Raw genomic sequence first — 22,940 nt, forward strand, 5'->3', positions numbered from 1 at the left:
GAGCATTTCGAAATCATTGCAAGTGCTTTTAACCCCATGTTTTATTGAGTGTTCTATTTTTATGCACCATTATGATTCATTAATAATCACATTTACACTTAACCCTATAATATTGAAGCAAAAATATTAATTTAATATTTCTGCTTCTTTTTTTAATCACTATTTCGCTTTTAAAGGTTTTATATTCACACTTAAAATTTTAATAGGATTTTTTGGCACATCTTGATGCATACCAAATCTACCAGTAGGCACTTTTGCAATTTTATCGACAACATCCATGCCTTTAGTTACCTGACCAAACACAGCATAACCAGGATTCATTGGCGCTTTATTTAGAAAATCATTATCCGCAACATTAATGAAAAATTGACTCGTTGCTGAATCAGGTTGGTTTGTACGTGCCATGGCTAAAGTGCCACGGTTATTCTTTAAGCCATTATACGATTCATTCTTGATTGGAGGTCGATTCGCTTTTTCTTTCATCGATACTTCTAATCCCCCACCTTGAATCATGAACCCCGGAATAACCCGATGGAAGATTGTGCCGTTATAAAAATTAGCTTTCGCATAAGTTTCAAAGTTCTTTGCTGAAATCGGAGCTTTATCATTAAACAACTCGATTTCGATATCTCCTGCTGATGTTTTGATTTGCATATGCGTATTTGCTGCCAAAGACAAAGTACTCATCGCCGCAACAGAAGCACCTAACATCATTTTTTTTAACATACGCTATCCTCTTATTGATGTTTTATCTTATCTATTATTCACGAATCAATCGCCAGAAAAGATTCAATTTTTTGTTAAGCATCAAAGTATTTTTATTCGATTACTCTATATAAAGAAAAAATCCTGAGTTTCGTTTGAATCTCAGGATTTGAAAGTAAGGATCTATTAACTATTTTTATCCCAAAATCTTTTAAACTCTTTACTCATTTCAATCAACAATTTTTTAGAACGCCCTGAGACTAGCGTTAGATTAATAAATCCGTGTGTTTGATCTTCAAAATCTTGATACAACACTTTAGTGCCATTTTGACGTAATTTGTGGGCGTAAATTTTGCCTTCATCATGCAATACATCATGTCCCGCTGTAACAACATAAGCTGGTGCCAATTTTTTTAGATTACCGTATGTTGGGGATATTAGTGGATTATCCAAAGCAACTTTATGTCTTGTCGCGTAGTATTCTGTCACATAGTCAATATCGCTGTTGGTTAATACTAAACCATCTTTATACGCAAAGAATGATGGATGACGACTTTTGAAATCTACCGCAGGATATATTAAAAATTGAGCCTGAGGCGCATAACTGGCATTCAATGCACGTTGAGCAACGACAGCACTAATATTACCGCCAGCACTATCTCCTGCTACAGCAATACGATTTTTTAAGATTTTAAAGTGACGGCGATTTTGATATACCCATGCCAAGGCGTCTTCACATGATTGAATCAATGATTGTGGAGAAACTTCTGGCGCTAAAGGATAATCAATACTGATCACTTGTGCTTTTGCATAATTCGCAATGATTCGGCACGCTTCATCATGTGTATTCACACTTCCGACAACAAACCCACCACCATGATAAAACACAATCATTGGTAGTTTTTTATTCGGAGCAGGATGGTAATGTCTGGCAAATACAGTACCACTTTGTAAAGGAAGACGAATGTCTTCTACATATTGAACATGAGTTGATTTATGCGTGATGGATTGGATTTGATTTTCAAATTCTTTTCTTGATTTATCAATATCAGCGCCAATAAAGCCTGATTTTCCTTGTTTCAACTGTGCAGCCATCAAGCATTTTGTAAAACTATCGAGTTGAGGATAGTCATAAGGATAGCCAAGTAACTTCACTAGAGATTCTTGAACGATCTTTGGGAGTCGATCTAATGCACGTCCTGCAGAACCCTGACCATTTTCAAGTAATTGTTGTATTTTTTGATTCACGATTCCGGTCCTTTTAAAAAATCCGTATTCTTCATATTTTCTACACGATCAGCCATTTCATGACTATTTTGTTAACTAAGTCTACTGATCAATATACAAACTTCAATCCCATTTACGCTAATCTGACTATAGCAGTCTTGTCATTGACTATTTAATCCAACATCAGGAATTTTTTGGTTGTCCTGATTCAACATATAAAGGTGAAAGCTATGGCAATAAAAGTAATGATAATGTCATTGGCCACAGCAGTTCTTGCAGTCGGTTGTGTGGCCTTCCCTGATGATGGCCCTTATTATAATGGTAATTATGACCATCGTTATGATCGTGATTATAACCGGGATTATGATCGCAACTATGACCGTCAACGTTGGGAGAGAGAACGCGCACAACGTTTACATCAACAGCGCCTTGAACAAGAAAAGCGCAAACGTGAATATGAACGTCAACGCCAACAACGTGAATTAGCAGATCGACGTCATAAAGAACGTGCTGAGCATGAGCGTCGTAAACAGATCGAACAACGCCGAAAAGAAATTTTAAAACAGCGTCAAGCTGAACGTAATCGTTGGAATCAAGATAATCGTAAAAAAGCGATTGAAGAACAACGTAAGCGCTTAGAACAGGACCGCAAGAAGCGAGAACAAGAACGTCATCATGATCGCCGAGATCGTTAAGCTTCCTTGTATTGAATACAATTGATTTAAAGTTTCCTCACAAACCTAACATTCACATTTGAATGTTAGGTTTTTTTAAGTGTTGTGATTCTAAAAATAGACAGTAAAGGCATCCTATTTACTCTCTATTCTCTGCATTTTCCTTAAACTTTAACCCATTATAAGCAGTGTAAATGAATTAAAATTTATAGCATTTTACTCAACCACTTGAGGGGCTTCTGCACCTTCAGCTGGAACAGCTTGAATTGGTTCAGCAGACTCCACACTTGGATCAGCTTGTACAGCTACACCATTTTGAGTATCTATTTCACCATTTGTCGCTTGCGCTATTGACGTATCTGTTTGTGTAGTCGGTTGAGTCGCTTGAGCATTTTCAGAAGATTGGTTTGAAGTACAACCGACAGTAGCAAAACCAATAGCTGCAAATGCTAGTGAAATGAGACCTAATTTTTTCATTGTTTAATTCCTTACTTGAAACATTCAAAGTCAGAGTTAACTTTGAAGGCTTATCATTCCTGACTTTTTTATTTCATGCGTCAGTTCTTGGTTCAAGTTTCGATGACTTCAGGTTGAACTTATGAAAAAAATGTAAAGAAAATGCAATTCAACTTAAATAGTTGAATACACCTCCTAAGCCATTTGTTTAATTTATTTTTTAGTGAAAATGTGGCGCGATATGAGTCATTTTTGAATGTGACTGAATCACAGTGTGGCTACACGTTATATCGGTTGCTTAACATTGTTATTCAGATATCGATAAGCAAAAAAAAACTCATCCAAGGAGGTTGGATGAGCTATTAAAAAGCAAAAACAAAAATAAATAGAAACTACAGCGTTAGTATCTGGTTAAAGATAATACAGATTCGATTCTTTAAAAGGAAAGACTTGTTTTATCTGAATCTATAGATTTTATATATAAAATCTATACAAAATCAGTTTTTTTATGATCACTCTTCAAGTTGTTCCCTCTTTATTTTAGGGGCTTCTGATTTCTCTAACATCATTAGAAATTTTTAATTCCTTGTTCTAAAGATGAATTCAGTAGAAATAAACATCGTTTAAGCTTGAATTATTTATAGTCGCCCACATTACCTTTGTATTGATGAATTACACACGCATGGCAGTTCAGATTAACGCAGTTAACACTGGTGCCAAAGGACTGTACATGTTTAAAAACCCATTTAAGCGGAGATCTTCCATGGCAAATGAGCAAAATGAACAAACTCAGGACGTTCAAACGGAACAAACTGAACAGCAAGTTGAAAATCAACAAGCTGAAGTTGAAGTTTCTGTAGAAGACCTTCAAGCGCAAATCGCAACGCTGACTGAAAACTTAAAATATGAAAAAGCAGTTGCTGCAAATGCGAAGTATGAAGCAGAAAAAACCAAAGAACGTTTAGAGCGTGAAGCGGATACTGCGAAAAAATTTGCTTTAGAGAAATTTGCAAAAGAATTATTGGATTCAGTTGACAACCTTGAACGTGCAATTGCTGCTGCAGGTGATGAAAAAACTCCTTTATCAGAAGGTGTAGAACTCACACTGAAGTCATTGTTAGCAACATTAGAGAAATTTGGTGTTGTGGCAGTAGATACTGAAAATGGTTTTAATGCTGATTTGCATCAAGCAGTGGGTATTGCTCCAGATGCAAAAGCGGGTGAGATTGGTACGGTACTTCAAAAAGGTTACACCCTTTCTGGCCGTTTACTTCGTCCTGCAATGGTCATGGTAGGCCAATAAGTCAAGAAATACGGGAGTTTGTAAAAATTTTTTAAGTTTTTAACTTGAAAAATAATGAATGGCTCTCATATCGGATAACAAGTGAAAGATCACAACAAAATTTTCGAGGAACACATCAATGGCTAAAATTATTGGTATTGACTTAGGTACTACAAACTCATGTGTTGCAGTACTTGAAGGCGATAAAGTTAAAGTAATCGACAACGCTGAAGGCGCTCGTACAACTCCGTCTATTATTGCGTATAAAGATGGTGAGATCCTTGTTGGTCAATCAGCTAAACGTCAAGCGGTAACAAACCCGAAAAATACATTATTCGCGATCAAACGTTTGATTGGTCGTCGTTACGAAGATCAAGCAGTTCAAAAAGATATTGGTCTTGTACCTTACAAAATCATCAAAGCTGACAACGGTGATGCTTGGGTTGATGTAAACGACAAAAAACTTGCACCACAACAAATCTCTGCAGAAGTTCTTAAGAAAATGAAGAAAACTGCGGAAGATTACTTAGGTGAAACAGTTACTGAAGCGGTAGTCACTGTTCCTGCATACTTCAACGATGCTCAACGTCAAGCAACGAAAGATGCTGGTAAAATTGCTGGTTTAGATGTTAAACGTATCATCAACGAACCAACAGCTGCAGCGCTTGCGTTCGGTATGGACAAGAAAGAAGGCGACCGTAAAGTTGCTGTATACGACTTGGGTGGTGGTACTTTCGACGTTTCAATCATCGAAATTGCGGACCTAGATGGCGACCAACAAATCGAAGTATTGTCTACAAACGGTGATACATTCCTTGGTGGTGAAGACTTCGATAACGCTTTAATTGAATACTTGGTTGAAGAATTCAAAAAAGAGCAAAGTGTTAACTTGAAGCAAGATCCACTTGCATTACAACGTTTGAAAGAAGCTGCTGAAAAAGCAAAAATCGAGCTTTCTTCTTCGAATGCAACTGAAATTAACCTTCCGTACATCACTGCTGATGCGACTGGTCCTAAACACTTAGTGATCAACGTAACACGTGCGAAATTAGAAGGTTTAGTTGCTGACCTAGTTGCGCGTACAATTGAGCCTTGTCGTATTGCGCTTAAAGATGCAGGTTTATCAACTTCTGATATCTCTGACGTGATCTTGGTTGGTGGTCAGTCTCGTATGCCACTTGTACAACAAAAAGTACAAGAGTTCTTCGGTAAAGAGCCACGTAAAGACGTGAACCCTGACGAAGCTGTGGCAATGGGTGCTGCGATCCAAGGTGCTGTACTTTCAGGTGATAAGAACGACGTTCTTTTACTTGACGTAACACCGTTGACACTTGGTATTGAAACAATGGGTGGCGTGTTAACTCCAATCATCGAGAAAAACACAACAATCCCTGCGAAAAAATCACAAGTGTTCTCTACAGCTGCTGATAACCAGCCTGCAGTAGACATTTCGGTTTACCAAGGTGAACGTAAAATGGCTCAACAAAACAAATTGTTGGGTAACTTCCAATTGGGCGATATCCCACCTGCTCCACGTGGTGTGCCACAAATTGAAGTATCGTTCGACATCAACGCTGATGGTATCTTGAAAGTATCTGCGAAAGACAAGAGCACTGGTAAAGAGCAATCAATTCAAATTAAAGCAAACTCAGGTTTGAGCGATGCTGAAATTGAAGCGATGATCAAAGATGCTGAAGCGAATGCGGAAGAAGACCGTAAGTTCGAAGAATTAGCAAAAGCGCGTAACGAAGCTGATGCATTAGTTTCTTCTGCTCAAAAAGCAGTAAAAGACCTTGGCGAACAAGTAACTGCTGATGAAAAAACTGCGGTTGAAACTGCTGTTTCAGAACTTGAAGCTGCAACCAAAGAAAATGATGTTGACGCGATCAAAGCGAAGACTGAAGCACTTCAAAACATCATCATGCCAATCACTCAACGTGCTTATGAAGCTGCGCAGGGTGCTCAAGGTGGTGCGCAAGGTTTTGATCCAAATGCATTCCAAGGTGATGCTGCTGGTCAACAACAAAAAGCGGACGACGGTGTTGTAGATGCTGAGTTCACTGAAGTTAAAGATGACAAAAAATAATTTGTCGCTTTAAATAAAAGACCGCGCGAAAGCGCGGTTTTTTATTGACCTCTTTGAATTTTTAAATGATTATCAGATATTTGTATCTTGCATTGCAGGCATTATAATTTCTTTCACACAAGATGCTCTAGACGTATTAAGCACAAACTGAACGGCAGCAACTACATCAGACATAGGAATTAAAGATTCGTCTGTTTCTTTTAGGACAGATTCAGTAGTTGTATGTAGATCAAAATCAGATGCTAAATATCCAAGATTTAACACCGTAACCCCTATTCGATCCTTTCGTATCAACTCTCTTAAGGCATGAGAAATTCCACGTAATGCAAATTTGGTAGCTGAAAACACTATTTCTTTTCCATTGTGATTGTCTAGACCCCATGTTGAACCAATGAGGATCACTTTGGCATGATCTGATTTCTTTAAATTTTCCAAAATGGATTGTATAGATAAAATACAACTGGTGATATTTGTATTGATGATCGTTTGAATTTCTAATGCTGAGATTGATGAAAAATCATAGTCATGCGTAAAAGCATCTTGCTCCCAAACACCTACATTATAAATAAATACATCTAATGCTTTATCTCCAATTACGTCTTTAATTTTCTTGCATGCTTGGACAGGATAAGCTAAATCAGTTTGAATCCACTCAATCTGGCGTGGTAGTTGTGGGGTTGAGCGTGATATTCCATAGATTAAATCATCATCATTTGGAACTAAAGTAGCTAACGCTTTTCCTAGACCATAACTGATACCATGAATTAAAAAAGTTTTATTGATTGATGATGGCACTGTCGTTTTTCCAATTTTGTTATTAGATTTCTTATGATCAAATCTCAAGTTAGCTTGAGGTCAAGTTGAATTAAAAACACAAATAAAATAGAAAAATTAAAATGACAGTTTTTATGACGATGACCAAAATAACCTGCCTATTTTAATAAAAAAGCCCAATCTACATTGGGCTTTTTATCACGAATTACTCATCAAACGAACTTTCTAACTCTTCAAGTTCCATCATCAATTCAAGCATTTTTTCTTCTGCTTGTGCTAATTTTCCTTTTAGTTCCGTTTGTTCATTCATCAATTTTAAAAGATCATCTTTCCGAGACGCATCATAAAGTGATGCATCCCCTAAAGCATCCTCAATTTGAACTAAACGTGGTTGAATCTTTGCAATCTCAGCTTCCAGTTTTTCAATATTTTTACGAATTGGTCGGCTCATTTCACGGCGACGCGCAGCTTCTTTACGCTGTGCTTCTTTATCTACTTTAGAAACTACAGGTTTATCGATCACTTGAGATTTTACTGGCTCAGGTGCTTGTTGCCCTTGCTTCATCAACTCTGCACGTGCTTGACGTAACCAGTCTGCATAAGTGACCAGATCACCTTCAAACTCACGACATTTACCGTTATGCACTAGGAGTAATTCATCACAGACACTTGCAATCAATTGACGTTCATGTGACACCAGTACCACTGCCCCTTCAAAGTCTTGTAGTGCCATAGTTAATGCATGACGCATATCCAAGTCTAAATGGTTGGTCGGTTCATCTAGAATTAAAACATTTGGACGCTGCCAGACAATCAAAGCCAATGCTAAACGTGCACGCTCACCCCCTGAGAAGCTTTCACACGGCGTATCCATACGCTCACCAGAGAAGCCAAAACTCCCTAAGAATGCGCGTAAAGTGGCTTCACTAATCTTTTTATCTGCAATACGAGATAACTGCAACATTGGACTCGCATTACCATCTAATGCATCCATTTGATGTTGGGCAAAATAACCAATATTAAGTAGTTCAGATGCTTTACGTTGACCTTGGATTAAAGGTAAATCACCCACCAATGATTTAATTAATGTGGACTTACCTGCACCATTCATACCCAGCAGACCGATACGGCTGTTTGGCGTGATTTGTAGTTTCACATTGGTCACAATCAGTTTGTCGCCATAACCAATATCAGCACTATCCAGTTGTAACAAAGGAGAACTCATTTTGGTCGGTTCACGGAAGCTAAAGGTAAATGGCGTATCGACATGCGCAGCAGAAAGCTCTTGCATTCGTTCAAGCTGTTTAATACGGCTTTGTGCCTGTTTTGCTTTGGTTGCCTTAGCTTTAAAACGATCAATATATTTTTGCAGATGTGCACGTAGCTCAAGCTGTTTCTCATAGGCTTGTTGTTGCTGAGCTAAACGTTCACTTCGGGTACGTTCAAAGGTTGAATAGTTACCGGTATAAAGCGTTAGTTCTTGGTTTTCGATATGTAAAATATGGTCGGTAATGGCATCCAAGAAATCACGGTCATGCGAAATCAGTACCAATGTGCCTTCATATGCTTTCAACCAGTCTTCTAACCATAAAATAGCATCTAAATCTAAATGGTTCGTCGGTTCATCAAGTAAGAGTAAATCTGAACGACTCATCAAAGTACGCGCAAGATTTAAACGCATACGCCATCCACCAGAGAAACTTTTTACACTAAGTTCTGACTGATGTTCAAAGAAGCCTAGGCCAGCCATCAGTTGTGATGCTTTAGACGGCGCTGAATAGCCACTAATTTCATCAAAACGACCATATAAATTTGCCAAATCTTGATCAGACAATCCGTCAGGATGCTCAAGTTTGTGTTGGATATCCCAATACTCTTCATCACCGGATAGAACGAAATCAATCGCTTTCATATCCAGCGCTTTAATCTCTTGCGCCATATGCGCCACTGTCCAAACCGATGGTCGTGTCAATGAGCCACCATCTGATTCCATGCCCCCAAGTAATGCTGAAAACAACGTCGATTTTCCTGCACCATTGACACCTGTTAAACCAATCTTCCAACCAGGGTGAAGTTGCATAGACGCTTTTTCAAATAAAATGCGACCGCCGCGGCGAATGGTAAGTTGGTCTAACTGAATCATAGATATTCAAACAAATAAGTATTGGATGGCGCATTTTAATGGATTTCAACCAGAACAACCAAAAATTAATCCATCTTTCATCTTCATTTCATTCTTGACATAAAAAAGCCATCACTTAGGATGGCTTTTGAATCATTCAAAACTTTATGATTTAGTCAGTAAAAGTTACTTTAGCAATGGCCTTTTTACCTGCTTGAACAATCACTGTTTTGTTTTCGTTAATTGAGAATGATGCATCCACCACCTCCCAATCGACTTTAACGGCTCCACGTGAAACAGCATCTTTGGCTTGCGCTGCATTTTTGGTTAAGCCCGCTGCACGAACAATAGAAGCAATAAACATTTCACCACCGAATTCACCACGTGAAATCGTCACTTCTGGCGTTCCTTCAGGAAGCTCACCTTCTGTGATGATATTCCCTGCACCTTTATGTGCATTCGCAGCAGCTTCGCTTCCATGGAAACGTTCCACTAACTCGAGCGCTAAGATACGTTTAATTTCTTGAGGGTTACGACCTTCAGCCATTTCTTTCAATAAGCCTTCGATCTCTTCCATTGACTTGAAGCTCAGCAGTTCGAAATATCGCTCAATTAAGCTGTCTGGCATCGAAAGTACTTTTTGGTACATCGCACCAGGTGCATCAAATACACCAATGTAGTTACCTAAAGATTTAGACATTTTGTTGACGCCATCTAAACCTTCAAGAATTGGTACAGTGATACACACTTGTGGCTCTTGATTATAACGACCTTGTAAAGTACGCCCCATCAGCAAGTTAAAGGTCTGATCAGTACCACCTAACTCAACATCTGCCTCGAGCGCGATAGAGTCATAGCCTTGCACCAATGGATATAAAAACTCGTGAATCGCAATCGGCTGTTGGTTGTTATAGCGTTTAGTAAAGTCATCACGTTCAAGCATACGTGCAACCGTTTGCTGTGAAGCCAATTGAATCAGGTCAGCAGCAGTTTTTTGAGCAAACCATTCTGAGTTAAACACCACCTTAGTTTTATTTGGATCAAGAATTTTGAACACTTGTTCCTGATAGGTTTTCGCGTTTTCTAAGACTTGCTCACGTGACAATGGTGGACGAGTTGCACTTTTACCTGTTGGGTCACCAATCATCGCAGTGTAATCACCAATCAAGAAGAATACTTCATGACCTAAGTCTTGAAACACTTTAAGCTTGTTAATTAATACCGTATGACCTAAGTGTAAGTCTGGTGCTGTAGGATCAAAACCCGCCTTAATTTTCAAAGGACGATTCAATTTTAATTTCTTCAGAAGATCTTCTTCTGAAATAATTTCATGTGTACCTCGTTGAATGAGGGCAAGTTGTTCTTCAGCAGGCAGGAAATTTGACATCACAAAACCCAAATACATCTGTTGTTCAATTTGTGCGATATACTAACACTTTTTCAGTACAATGCAGGCTTAAGAATAATCATGACCACAATCTACATTGGTGTAATGACTGGCACGAGTATGGACGGCGTCGATTTTGTAGCCGCTTCTTTTGATCCATTACAGATCCATGCAACGCTGACATTAGCCTTTGATCCAGATTTACGTGATGAACTGATGGCACTTACTTTGCCAGACGATAATGAAATTGACCGCATGGGTAAAGCTGATGTCGCTTTAGCACAGATGATCGGTCATGGAATCAATCAACTTATACAAGAAAATAATCTCGATAGAACTCAAATAAAAGCCATTGGATCTCATGGTCAAACGATTCGTCATCGTCCCGAACATGGATTTACCCTGCAAATTGGTGATCCCAATATTATTACTGAAATCACTCAAATTCCTGTGGTATCAGATTTTAGACGCCGTGATATGGCTGCTGGTGGTCAAGGTGCACCTCTAGTGCCAGCATTCCATCAAGCCTTATTTCAGCATCCGACGATACACCGTGTGATCTTAAATCTCGGTGGAATTGCCAATGTCAGTATGTTACCTGCGGGTGATCCTAAAGGCGTATATGGCTTCGATACTGGACCAGCCAATATTTTGATGGATGCTTGGTGTGAACGTTACACAGGTCAGCCTTATGATGAAAATGGCAATTGGGCTGCTTATGGTACGCCTATTCGCGCTTTGCTTGATCGTTTGCAATCACATGACTTTTTCTCGAAAGAACCGCCAAAAAGTACTGGTCGTGAAGACTTTAATTTGGAATGGTTGGATGAACAAATTGCGGATTGGCGTAGCGATGTTGAATACGATGAACTTGAAGATACGCCTGAAAATATTCAAGCAACGCTGATGAAACTCACGACACGTGCCATTAAGAAAGCCATTTATCGCTCCCCTATGGACACAGGTGAAGTTTATGTCTGTGGAGGTGGTGCGTATAACTCACAATTATTAGAACAATTACGTTGGCGTTTACGTAAACACGAGTGGAGTGTGCAAACCACAGCAGATTTGGGATTAGCACCGACTTGGGTGGAGGCGACTGCTTTTGCGTGGTTGGCTATGCGATTTGTAAACCAGCTTGCTGGTAATTTACCTGAAGTGACAGGAGCTCAAGGAGATCGAGTTTTAGGAACGATCACTGCGGTTTAAATGAAGAATCGATGTATCCACTATCCTGAGTTGATACATCGATTAACTTAAACAGGTGCAAAATTCAATTTTGAAAGTGCCGAGTTAACAGCAAAGATCCGATGTCTACATTCAGTAAAGCCATTTTCCCTCAAACGCTGAAGATGCATATTTAGATAGTCCTCTGCATCTGCTTGGCTTTCAAATAAGTAAATTCCACCTACTTCTTTGGAAGCTTCATTTTCAGTCCAAATTTTCCAAATCAAGCCTTTCTCATTTGCTATTGAATCCGCGAGTGTTTTGAAACTTTCAAACATTTCATGACCCCAAGGTCCATCATAGGGAAAATCAATTTGTAGAATAATTGCCATTCAACTTTTCCTTATATACGCGCATCTTTGATTAAGTCATCAATAGCTTGTGTTAATTTTTCCAATGCCACATGACCAGAGCCTATGATTTTGACATTGTCTCCATGACGTATCGCAAAACTTGGGAACCCTTTTATGCCCCAACTTCGGTTAAGCTTGAACTCTTCATAGGTCGCTGCTTGGGTCTCAGGTAATTCAAACAATTTTGAGAATACGTCAAAATCCAGCTCAAACGTTTCACATATACTTCGATAATATTCAAGCTCGTTCGGATCTTCACCATCCACATAAAATTTATATTGAATTGCTGAAAAAAATGCCAAAAGTTTTTCATCATGATGATCATGGTCTTGCCAAAGTTGTCGAGCAACGTAAACAGCACGTGCTGAAGGCTCGGTATCATAATTAAAATGTTCTCTTTCTAACAATTTTTCAGTGAAAGGTTGTTGAGTCAGTCTCTGAATATTTTTCCATTCGGTGCGTAAAAAATTCTTGAAAGTATCGGTCCAAGCATCACCTCCACCAGGTCTTAAACCACCGCTAATCACTTGAAAGCCAACACCATGCTGAATTGCATATTCACGCGCTTGTTTAATGATATTTGAACTTCCCCAACACCATGAGCACATTGGGTCACCCACATAAATCAGGCTGAGGTCAGATGCTACATTGACCACTGCATTTTGGCCTTTTTCCAATTCGGCTACTGAACAAGTACCGGTTTCTAAATCACAATTCATTGTCATTGCTATGTCCTCAATTTGCTAAATCAGATCATTTGCTACATCTGATCGATTGACTTAACTTAGCGGTTCTATAATGATGTGAATAGACAATAAAAATGAAAGGTGGTGTTCGATTTTATGAACAGCTTACCCTACTCAATCGATGACCTATATTGGTTCATACTGATTGCAGATGCTGGAAGTTTATCCGCGGCAGCAAGACGTTATGATATTGCTAAATCCACGTTATCCAATCGACTTTCAAGACTTGAAGAATCCTTAAATATTAGATTATTAAATCGAAATACCAATTCAAGCTCACTGACTGATGCTGGGAAGATTTTCTTACAAGAAATCTCCCCCCTATTTCATCAGATTGAATCGCTGACGAATGATCTCACACAATTAGAAATACAGCCCAAAGGTCGAATTCGAATAGCTGCTTCGGGAACTTTTGGAAAATTGGTGGTATTGCCTTTAATCTCTCAATTTTTAATTGAATACCCACACATTGATATTGAAATTGATTTGAATGACAGCAAAGTTGATTTAATTTCGGGAGGATATGACTTAGCCATCAGACTTGGTGATTTAGCAGACTCTACACTCCATGCTCAAAAGGTTGGACAAGTTCGAAGAATTTTATGTGCCAGTCCAACCTATCAAATGCGTTATGGCATTCCCCAACACCCAGAGCAACTGTGTGATCATCAATTTATCTCACATAACCGCGAGCTGTCCAAAATCACACTTTTCAAAAACGGTACGTTAAAAAAATTTAAAATTTATACCCATCTGATGGTGACACCATCCGAACATGCACTTGCTGCTGTAGAAGCACATTTAGGTATTGCCGCCGTTGCAGAAATCCAAGTGGCCCATCAATTAGTCAACTCAACGTTAATTCATATTTTACCTGAATGGTCTCTAATCCCTGAAGATGTCCACTTGGTTACTCCGAGCTTAAGCTATCGGACCTTAGCTTTGAGACTTTGCTTAACGTTCTTACAAAAACATATCCCAGTACAAATACACCGTTTAATCAACCCATAATATTGTCAGACAATGAACGACCTTCTTTCACCTAGAACTGACCCGTTCAGCCCTAGTTCTATCATGCAAATTTGATAAAGATATGTAAAGGAAAGAGGATATAGATCATGGAAAAACAACAACGAATCACTGAGTTTCAAAAAGGTAATCTTATTTTTGATGTAATAGACAGCGGTCCAATCGATGGCACTCCAATTGTGCTATTGCATGGTTTTCCTGAAACATCAAAAATTTGGCAGTATAGTGCCGAAATACTAAACCAACATGGTTTTCGCACCTATGTATTAAACCAACGTGGATATAGTTTAAGAGCTCAACCGAAGAAACGTGCAGATTATGCCATTCAACATTTAGCAGATGATGTAAATGTTTTACTCGACTTAATTGGAGAGCCTTCTTATATCGTAGGACACGACTGGGGCGCAGTCGTTGCTTGGGAAGTTGCTCTACGTTATCCTAATAAAATTAAACATTTGACCGCGATCTCCGTCCCTCACAAAGCAGCATTTATGCGGGCTTTTTACAGCAGTACACAACTTTTTAAATCCTATTATATGGGACTATTTCAGCTTCCATGGATACCTGAGTTGCTCTTTAATAAAACACCTCAAATTGGCGAGGCTTTATTAAAAAATTCTGGGATGACAGTTGAACAATTAAATGACTTTAAACAAGTAATGATCATAGAAAAACGGCTCAGCCCATCACTCAATTGGTATCGAGGTTTACCTTTTAGCTCTAATAAAACGCTATTCAATAAAGTCAAAGTTCCCACTTTATTTATTTGGGGCAAAGATGACGTTGCAATTGATGCTAAAGGTGTTCAGTTCAATCAAAATTATGTTGAAGGTCCGTATACGGAAATTCATTTAGAGGCGAATCATTGGATTCCAGTTCAAAATTATCATGAGCTGACTGATTTAATTCTGAAAGAACAGCAAAAATTATCATAAAAAAAGCCCGCTTAGCGGGCTTTTTTTTTGCTGCATATTAAATTGAGAATGAAGATCCACAACCACATGTCGTTGTCGCATTAGGATTTTGCACGATAAAGCGTGATCCTTCCAAACCTTCGACATAATCCACAACTGAACCAACGAGATATTGATAACTCAGTGAGTCAACAAGCATCTTCACATCACCATTCACAAATTCAGCATCGTCTTCATTTTGAGATTCAGCGAAATTGAATCCGTAAGAAAAACCAGAGCAACCACCACCTGTCACATATACACGTAACATCAAATCTTGATTTCCTTCGCTCTCACGAAGTTGACGAACTTTATTCGCAGCATTGTCAGTCAGCTCAAGTGCTTGGGCAGTCATGATGGATTCCTCAAAAAATTAAATAGGCTTTGAAATTAAAAGACCATATATCAAGTATAACATACTCAATATATGGTCATAACTCGAACTTTAAAGTTTATTCAGAGTAAATTTATCGGATTTAAATGTAACGTCCTATGAACTTATTTGTAGTTCTCATCCTGCAAGCTACATTCAAAGTTTGTCGGTTCATTCTTACAACGGAACTGCCAAAGTAGTTTCATCATTTGTTTGTTGTAAACACCTTGTTTAGTGAGTGCAATACGAGATTCACGCATCAATTTTTGATAACCAGGTTTATCTCCAGCTGGCACATTCATCCAATATTTAGCCGGAATATCCGCTTTCATTTTGCCTAAAATTTGATTCGCACGTGGTAATTGTGTTTTCACCCAATCACGCGATTTCTGTCCGAAACCTTCAGGGAATTTATCATGACGAATGATGATATTACCGGTCACTTGAAGAATTGGATAATTGACAATTGCGCCTTTCGTTCCTAGCCCTTTATGAAGTTCTAAAGGACGGAATACCGCTGCTGGTGCACCAATAATATCAACTTGACCATTATTGAATTTACTACCAAAATTAGTGACATCAGAACTCACTGCTTGCGCACCAATTTGCTGTACCATAATTTTTTGTGCCTGATCATAATCAAGTACGGCGATCTTTTTACCCGCAGCTTTAGCAACCGTATTAATACTACGATCACGCACCATTAAATAAGCATCGCCAACAGGAATCACACCTGCAACTTCATAGTTGCCATTTTTCATATGCTTTGCAAAGGTTGGACTTGCTAAACCTTGCATAACTTTGACAGCTAAATTGAGATTAGTAATCGCACCAATGGCATCTAAAGAGCCAGTGAAATTATTAAACTGACGACCGCGCATCCCTGTGATACTTACACCGTCACATTTACCTGCTTTGAAATCTTCAGCAATTACGCCTTCATTTTGTCCGACTTTAAGCTCAATATCAGCTCCCCACTGCTTAGCAGCAAGTTGATAATCTTTCATTAACGCATAGACATCGCCGTTTTTCCCGACGAGATCAAACACGCAGACGACTTGCTTTGCTTGTGAAGCCGTTGCAGCAGTCATTAAACCTGCTGATAGCAATAATGTTCTGGTTAAATTCATTTTATTGTTTCCTATTCCTTCTTTCTTATAGTCTCGAATATCCCATATCAAACACCTTAAACTTCAGTGTCAGTGTGTTGAACTAAAATGAGATTACACGATCCAATTGTGTAGATACTGATCCTGAGATGCTGTATGTATATGGTTTTTAGATACAGATCATTTAAATAGTACTTATTGTGATTAAAGCATACTTTTTTCTTATAAATGTGCATTGGCGAAAATGACATAAAATGAATAAAAAAAATCCTAGACCAGGTCTAGGATTTTTTCTTTAGAAATCAGAATTATTCACCACCAAGTGAACATTCGAAGTTGGATTTATCGACAGAGCAACGTGCTTTCTTAAGAACAGACATCATCTCTTTGTCATAAATACCTTGTTTAGTGAGATCCATACGACCATCACGAAGTAGTTTTTGATATTTCAGCTTTTCTTCAGCTGAGAATTGCATTTTGTACTTCGCAGGAATTTCACCCTCTAAACGCTTGATCATTGCGTAGCTTTTCGGCAAGTTTTTAACAAACCAATCACGTGATTTTTGACCAAATCCTTCAGGGAATTTTTCAGGCTTCATCACAAAGTTTGCTGTAATGTGTACCACAGGGAAATCAAACATTGCCCCTGTATTGCCTAAACCTTTATAAATTTCAAGCGGCTTATAGGCATATGCTGGTGCACCCACCATATCCACTTGACCATTATTGAACTTCGCAACAAAGTTCGAAACATCAGATCCGACTGCTTGAGCACCGACACGTTGCACCATAATTTTTTGTGCTGGATCATAGCTTAATACTGCGAATTTCTTACCAGCGGCTTTTTCAATAGAATCAATTTTTTTATCACGCACGAAAATATATGCCGCGCCTAGTGGTGCAATACCAGCAACTTCATATTTTTTCCCGCCGAGATTTGTGACCATCTTTGCAGCATTACGTTTGTCTAAAGCAAAAGTAATCGCACGTTGTGCAATTGCATTTGATGGTGCGCCACCTAAAGAGTCAATCGAACCCACAAACTTGTTATATTGACGAGAACGCATCGCTGTTAAGAAAACAGCATCACACTTACCTGCTTTAAAATCATTATCGGCTACAGCCTCATCTTGACGTGGAATCAGATTGATATCTGCACCCCAGCCCTTTGCTGCCAATGCCCATTCTTGAGCCATTTGGAAAGATTCACCGGACTTACCGAGTAAATCAAATACACACACATCAACCTTTGCTTGAGCAGTTGAAACTATACCCATGGTTGAAGCCGCCAATAAAGCCAGAGTTGTTTTTTTCATTCTTAGGTCCTTTTAAGCATTTAAATGGATTCTTTTCCATGACAAAAATTTTAATCACTCTCTATTTAAAAAAATAGAGCTATTGCTCTATTTTTTATTATTCAATTATAAATTATTGAATTTTATAGTTTTAATTATTTATTAATTTCGTAAATGCTTATTTAATTATCTTTATATTTCATATAATAAATAAAATATGTGACTTCAAGCACATCATTTTATTCAAATTAATTCCCAAAAAATGACTTAAGATTTTAGATTGATACAAAAAAAGCACTCCTAAGAGTGCTTTTTTTAACTTATAGCATTAAGCATCAATATCTGCATTCAATGCATTCTCTTCAATAAATGCACGACGTGGTTCAACATCATCACCCATGAGACAAGAGAACATGCGATCTGCTTCAATTGCATCATCAATCGTCACTTGAAGCATATTACGATTTTCAGGATCCATCGTGGTTTCCCAAAGCTGCTCTGCATTCATCTCGCCCAAACCTTTATAGCGTTGGATCATCATGCCACGGCGTGAATCTGCCAATACTTGTTGCCATACTTGATGGAAGTTAGCAACATTGACTTTACGCTCACCTTTTTGCAAATAAGCCCCGTCTTCAAGTAACGTAAACCAACTCTTTGAGTTTTGAAGTAAACGTTTATATTCACCTGAACCCAATAAACCAGCATCTAATAAATAGTGATGAGGAAGGTTGTGTACATACACTGTTAAACGTGGCCAATAATGTGTTTCACGTGAACCATCTGCGAGTTCTTTTTCGAATGCTTCGAGCGTGAATTCAGGTCTTAAGCTTGGCTGTTGTGTTTCAATTGCTTGACGCAATTGCTCTGCCCAAGACGTCACATAAGCTTCATCTTGATTTTGATCTAATTTAAAAGCATCTAAACCAAGTAAAGCATCTAACAAAGTTGCAGGATAACGAATCGTCAATCGCTGTAAGCTTTTTTGTGATGTCTGATAATCAGCAATGACTTTTGCAAGCGCTTCACCACGAATCGCAGGTGCGTCAGCACTGATATGTAATGCCAACTCATCAATTGCATTCGAAATTAAATATGTTTCAAGCGCATCATTATCTTTAATATACTGCTCTTGCTTACCTTTCTTTAATTTATAAAGTGGTGGCTGAGCAATATAAATATGACCACGTTCCACTAATTCCGGCATTTGACGGAAGAAGAAAGTTAATAACAGCGTACGAATATGTGAACCATCCACGTCCGCATCGGTCATAATAATAATTTTGTGGTAACGCAATTTGTCTGGATTATATTCTTCACGACCGATACCACAACCTAATGCTGTAATCAGTGTTCCGACCTCAGCAGAAGAAATCATCTTATCAAAACGAGCACGTTCCACATTTAGGATTTTACCTTTTAACGGTAAAATCGCTTGCATTTTACGGTTACGACCTTGTTTCGCTGAACCACCTGCTGAATCACCCTCGACAAGATATAGTTCAGATAAAGCTGGATCTTTTTCTTGGCAGTCTGCCAATTTACCAGGAAGACCTGCTATATCAAGCGCACTCTTGCGGCGAGTCATTTCACGTGCTTTACGCGCCGCATCGCGAGCACGTGCTGCATCAATAATTTTACCCGCAATCGATTTAGCCGCAGCTGGATTTTCAAGAAGATACTCTGAAAAAGCTTTATTCATTGCTTGTTCAACAGCAGGTTTTACTTCACTCGATACCAATTTTTCTTTGGTTTGAGAAGAGAATTTTGGATCAGGAACTTTCACTGAAACAATTGCTGTTAAACCTTCACGTGCATCATCACCAGAAACCGCAACCTTCTCTTTTTTGAGTAAGTTTTCGTTTTCCATGTAATTATTAAGGCCACGAGTTAAAGCAGCTCGGAAACCAGCTAAGTGAGTACCACCATCTTTTTGAGGAATGTTATTGGTAAAGCAACGTACGTTTTCTTGGTACGTATCATTCCATTGCAATGCAACTTCAACACCAATGCCATTATCAGCTTGCGTGGTAAAGTGAAAAATATCGTTAAGATGCGTTTTTCCTTCGTTAATGTATTTAACGAATTCTGATAAACCACCCTCATAATCAAATACATGTTCTAAACCAACACGTTCGTCACGTAGAACAATTCGAACGCCCGCATTTAAAAATGACAGTTCACGTAAACGACGAGCTAAAATATCGACATTAAAAATGGTCTGACTGAATGTTTCAGCACTTGGATAAAAACGTACACGAGTACCTGAACGATCTGTATCGCCCACCACCTTTAAAGGGTATTGAGGGTCACCATGGCGGTATTCTTGTTCATGAATTTTACCAGCACGATGAATTGTGAGTTCCAGTTTACTAGACAAAGCGTTTACAACTGAAACACCCACACCGTGTAAGCCACCAGAAACTTTATAGCTGTTGTCATCAAACTTACCACCCGCATGAAGAATCGTTAAGATCACTTCAGCAGCAGATACACCTTCTTCAGGGTGAATATCTGTGGGAATACCACGACCGTTATCTGCGACAGAAACAGATTCGTCTTCGTGAATGGTAACCAGAATTTCATCACAGTGACCAGCAAGGGCTTCATCAATCGAGTTGTCCACCACTTCAAACACCATATGGTGTAAACCAGTACCATCATCCGTATCACCAATATACATGCCTGGACGCTTACGTACTGCGTCTAAACCACGTAATACCTTGATGCTAGAGGAATCATAAGCCTTTTCAATGGTTTGTTCTGTTTGAGAAGCAGCTTGATCTTCTGAACTCATGGTTACTCCCTAGTGAAAAAAAGGTCTATCCAAAGATGGAGAAAACTTCAAAAAATTATTGCACAACAACTTGAACAGAACCGTTTTCAACATTGAATAATTGATAAGAAATAGACAAATCATGCAAATGCTTTTGTACAGATTCATGGTCTAAAGTGGTAATGAAAACTTGACTACCAAGTTGGCTCAATCGCTCAATTAAACGTTGTTGTGCGGTTATATCTAATTCTGCTGTCACATCATCTAATAATACCACAGTTTCCTTATTAGACGCATGCAACATTGCGATCTGTGACAATTTTAAAGCCATGATTAATAATTTTTTTTGCCCCCGTGACAGTACGGCATCTGCATCTCCTGTTGGGGTTTTTAACTTTAAATCTGCACGGTGTGGACCATATTCTGTATAGCGTCTTTCGCAGTCTTTTTGATGATACAAAATCAAGTCTTCAGCCAAGCCATGTTCCACATGAAAGCCTGCTGCATACTCCATATGGATCTCGATATCTGGTAATAGTGTTTTAAGATCTTGCTGAAAAAATATCTGCCACTGTTCAACAATGGACTGACGTTGTAAATGTAATATTTCACCGTACTCACTAAGCATTTTGTTCCATGCTTCTAAATCTTGCAGCGTCAGATTACGTTTTGATTTTAATAAGCTGTTTCGTTGTTTTAATGCTCTAGAATAAAATTGCCATGTATAGTAAAAATCTGGTTCCACGTGAAACATTAACCAATCAAGCAATTGTCGTCTTGGTTTAGCTCCATGATCAATAATATCTGTACTCAGAGGGTCAATAAGCTGTAATGGTAAAATTTTGGCTAGCTGTCCCTGCGTAGCAATATTGTCCCCATTCACTTTAATATTTTGCTCACCCGTAATGAGCTTTTGCATACCCATCTTTTCAGTAGCAGACTGTGCAAATACAATCGCATCCTGCATTTGATTTTGAATGTAATGTTTAGGAATATGTGTACGAAAAGATCGACCAGTGGCCAATAAGTGAATTGCTTCTAATATAGACGTTTTTCCTGAACCATTTTGTCCATAAAAAACATTAAACGGTTGCAACTCTTGGAGTGCAACCGCTTTTAAATTTCTCACACGCTGGATATTTAAACGCGTAATGAACATGACCAGATTAAACTAAATCAAAAACAACATTAAACACGCATCGGCATGACGACATAAGTTTGATCTTGATGAGCAGGATCTTGAACCAATACAGATTGGTTTGCCTCAGTCATTGTCATTAATACATCATCACCATCCAACACATTCAATACATCCAAAATGTACTGTGCGTTGAATGACATTTCCATAGGTGCATTATTGTATTGAATCGCAAGATCTTCAACTGCCTCATCTTGCTCAGGGTTATTGGCACGAAGTTGCAGTGAATCTGGATTGAAGTTTAAAAATACACCACGTAATTTTTCGTTACTCAGAATAGCAACTCGCTGTAATGATTGTTTGAAAATATCATGTGCAATCGTAACTGTTTTATCACCGCCACGAGGAATAACACGTCGATAATCAGGGAATTTACCATCAATTAATTTTGTAGTAATACGAACAGTAATATCACCCTGCTCTTTATCACGGCTTGGAATTGTCAAAGTAACATTCAGCAGTTCACGACCAATTAACAACGAGAGTTGATTATCTTCGATACTCAATAGACGCTGTAATTCACCGACCGCTTTACGAGGCACAATTGCTTGCACTAACTGCGAAGCATTCGAACTAGCCAATGTTTCACAAAGAGCAAGACGATGTCCATCTGTCGTCACTGCACGAAGCTGATTTTCATCAATTTCCAGTAAAGTGCCTGTAAGATAAAAACGGACATCCTGAACAGCCATCGCAAAAGAGGTTTTTTCAAATAATCGTTTTAGTTCACGTTCAGTCACCTGAACTTGAGTCCCTTGGCTATTTTCAGTCGTTAATAAAGGGTAATCCTCAGCAGATAATGTTCCTAATACAAAGCGGCTATTACCAGATTTCAAAATACAACGCTGGTCTTCTGTGATTTGTAAATCAATAAGTGCTGCTGTCGGCAAAGATTTACAGATATCCATCAATTTACGTGCGGGTACTGTGGTTTGACCTGCTTGTAAACATGCTCCCTCTACAAGCGTTGTACTCGCAACAAGTTCAACTTCAAGATCGGAACCTGTAATCGTCAGTGCATCTTGAGTAACCTGAACTTTGACGTTTGAAAGAATATTTAACGTATGGCGACGTTCTACAGCACCTACAACATGAGACAAAACATTGAGTAAGCTTTCTTTCGCGATCTTCAAACGCACGATGGATTTCCTCTAAAACAGTATATCGA

20 protein-coding genes are annotated in these 22,940 nt (G+C 38.6%); 6 read left to right on the forward strand and 14 right to left on the reverse strand.

All coding sequences use genetic code 11. From position 1 onward, the window contains the following. Positions 1-159 precede the first annotated feature (159 nt). Both FTV17_RS12750 and FTV17_RS12755 read right to left on the reverse strand, forming a co-directional pair. On the reverse strand, positions 160-726 hold the full coding sequence (locus FTV17_RS12750; protein WP_180000067.1) for a peptidylprolyl isomerase: 567 nt from the start codon (positions 724-726) through the stop codon (positions 160-162). Positions 727-891: 165 nt separating this feature from the next. After that, positions 892-1,956 (reverse strand): alpha/beta hydrolase, encoded by a 1,065-nt coding sequence (locus FTV17_RS12755; protein WP_180000131.1) that lies wholly within the window; start codon positions 1,954-1,956, stop codon positions 892-894. A 227-nt stretch (positions 1,957-2,183) separates the two neighbouring features. Here FTV17_RS12755 and FTV17_RS12760 point away from each other — a divergent pair, with 227 nt between their 5' ends. Continuing rightward, entirely contained in the window at positions 2,184-2,627 is a 444-nt protein-coding gene (locus FTV17_RS12760; RefSeq protein WP_257219947.1) for a hypothetical protein, read from the forward strand. A 195-nt stretch (positions 2,628-2,822) separates the two neighbouring features. Here FTV17_RS12760 and FTV17_RS12765 read toward each other — a convergent pair whose 3' ends face one another. Further along, entirely contained in the window at positions 2,823-3,083 is a 261-nt protein-coding gene (locus FTV17_RS12765) for a molybdenum ABC transporter substrate-binding protein (protein WP_180000071.1), read from the reverse strand. Positions 3,084-3,792: 709 nt separating this feature from the next. Here FTV17_RS12765 and grpE point away from each other — a divergent pair. Together grpE and dnaK are read left to right on the forward strand one after the other, a co-directional pair. Next, positions 3,793-4,365 carry a nucleotide exchange factor GrpE gene (grpE, locus tag FTV17_RS12770; protein ID WP_257219952.1) on the forward strand — a complete coding sequence of 191 codons (573 nt, stop codon included), beginning with the start codon at positions 3,793-3,795 and terminating at the stop codon, positions 4,363-4,365. A gap of 118 nt (positions 4,366-4,483) precedes the next feature. Then, positions 4,484-6,430, forward strand: coding sequence for a molecular chaperone DnaK (dnaK, locus tag FTV17_RS12775; protein WP_180000073.1), 1,947 nt, complete (start codon positions 4,484-4,486; stop codon positions 6,428-6,430). A 72-nt stretch (positions 6,431-6,502) separates the two neighbouring features. Here the strand turns inward: dnaK and FTV17_RS12780 are convergent, their stop codons facing one another. The 3 genes from FTV17_RS12780 to tyrS all read right to left on the reverse strand — a co-directional run bounded on the left by FTV17_RS12780 (position 6,503) and on the right by tyrS (position 10,731). Further along, positions 6,503-7,225 carry an SDR family oxidoreductase gene (locus FTV17_RS12780; protein WP_228722301.1) on the reverse strand — a complete coding sequence of 241 codons (723 nt, stop codon included), beginning with the start codon at positions 7,223-7,225 and terminating at the stop codon, positions 6,503-6,505. Positions 7,226-7,409: 184 nt separating this feature from the next. After that, a complete protein-coding gene (locus FTV17_RS12785; protein ID WP_163143654.1) occupies positions 7,410-9,347 on the reverse strand; it encodes an ATP-binding cassette domain-containing protein in 1,938 nt (645 codons plus the stop codon). Between the two features lie 151 nt (positions 9,348-9,498). Further along, a complete protein-coding gene (tyrS, locus tag FTV17_RS12790) occupies positions 9,499-10,731 on the reverse strand; it encodes a tyrosine--tRNA ligase (protein WP_171076798.1) in 1,233 nt (410 codons plus the stop codon). Between the two features lie 63 nt (positions 10,732-10,794). On the opposite strand from tyrS, the gene FTV17_RS12795 reads away from it, so the two are divergent. Further along, positions 10,795-11,922: an anhydro-N-acetylmuramic acid kinase gene (locus FTV17_RS12795; protein WP_180000075.1), complete on the forward strand. Its 1,128-nt coding sequence runs from the start codon at positions 10,795-10,797 to the stop codon at positions 11,920-11,922. A gap of 47 nt (positions 11,923-11,969) precedes the next feature. Here FTV17_RS12795 and FTV17_RS12800 read toward each other — a convergent pair whose 3' ends face one another. Both FTV17_RS12800 and FTV17_RS12805 read right to left on the reverse strand, forming a co-directional pair. Continuing rightward, entirely contained in the window at positions 11,970-12,272 is a 303-nt protein-coding gene (locus FTV17_RS12800; protein WP_180000077.1) for a monooxygenase, read from the reverse strand. An 11-nt stretch (positions 12,273-12,283) separates the two neighbouring features. After that, entirely contained in the window at positions 12,284-13,018 is a 735-nt protein-coding gene (locus FTV17_RS12805; protein ID WP_180000079.1) for a DsbA family protein, read from the reverse strand. A 117-nt stretch (positions 13,019-13,135) separates the two neighbouring features. Between FTV17_RS12805 and FTV17_RS12810 the strand changes: the two genes are divergently transcribed. After that, entirely contained in the window at positions 13,136-14,050 is a 915-nt protein-coding gene (locus FTV17_RS12810; RefSeq protein WP_180000081.1) for a LysR family transcriptional regulator, read from the forward strand. 107 nt (positions 14,051-14,157) lie between these two features. Next, positions 14,158-15,003 carry an alpha/beta fold hydrolase gene (locus FTV17_RS12815; protein WP_180000083.1) on the forward strand — a complete coding sequence of 282 codons (846 nt, stop codon included), beginning with the start codon at positions 14,158-14,160 and terminating at the stop codon, positions 15,001-15,003. Between the two features lie 37 nt (positions 15,004-15,040). On the opposite strand, the gene erpA is transcribed toward FTV17_RS12815, so the two are convergent. The 6 genes from erpA to dnaN form a co-directional block, all read right to left on the reverse strand. Continuing rightward, the gene (gene erpA / locus FTV17_RS12820; protein WP_035268624.1) at positions 15,041-15,376 is read right to left on the reverse strand and encodes an iron-sulfur cluster insertion protein ErpA; all 336 of its coding nucleotides are present in this window, start codon (positions 15,374-15,376) and stop codon (positions 15,041-15,043) included. Positions 15,377-15,519: 143 nt separating this feature from the next. Next, positions 15,520-16,524 carry a putative solute-binding protein gene (locus tag FTV17_RS12825; RefSeq protein WP_180000085.1) on the reverse strand — a complete coding sequence of 335 codons (1,005 nt, stop codon included), beginning with the start codon at positions 16,522-16,524 and terminating at the stop codon, positions 15,520-15,522. 287 nt (positions 16,525-16,811) lie between these two features. After that, positions 16,812-17,819: a putative solute-binding protein gene (locus FTV17_RS12830; RefSeq protein WP_180000087.1), complete on the reverse strand. Its 1,008-nt coding sequence runs from the start codon at positions 17,817-17,819 to the stop codon at positions 16,812-16,814. Between the two features lie 307 nt (positions 17,820-18,126). Then, a complete protein-coding gene (gene gyrB, locus FTV17_RS12835) occupies positions 18,127-20,595 on the reverse strand; it encodes a DNA topoisomerase (ATP-hydrolyzing) subunit B (RefSeq protein WP_035268615.1) in 2,469 nt (822 codons plus the stop codon). Positions 20,596-20,650: 55 nt separating this feature from the next. Beyond that, positions 20,651-21,733, reverse strand: a complete 1,083-nt coding sequence (recF, locus tag FTV17_RS12840) for a DNA replication/repair protein RecF (protein WP_180000089.1) — start codon at positions 21,731-21,733, stop codon at positions 20,651-20,653. Positions 21,734-21,762: 29 nt separating this feature from the next. After that, positions 21,763-22,911 carry a DNA polymerase III subunit beta gene (dnaN, locus tag FTV17_RS12845; RefSeq protein ID WP_092768709.1) on the reverse strand — a complete coding sequence of 383 codons (1,149 nt, stop codon included), beginning with the start codon at positions 22,909-22,911 and terminating at the stop codon, positions 21,763-21,765. Between the last annotated feature and the right edge of the window lie 29 nt (positions 22,912-22,940).

Origin of the sequence: Acinetobacter sp. YH12239, from assembly GCF_013417635.1 — a bacterium.
Lineage (GTDB): Bacteria > Pseudomonadota > Gammaproteobacteria > Pseudomonadales > Moraxellaceae > Acinetobacter.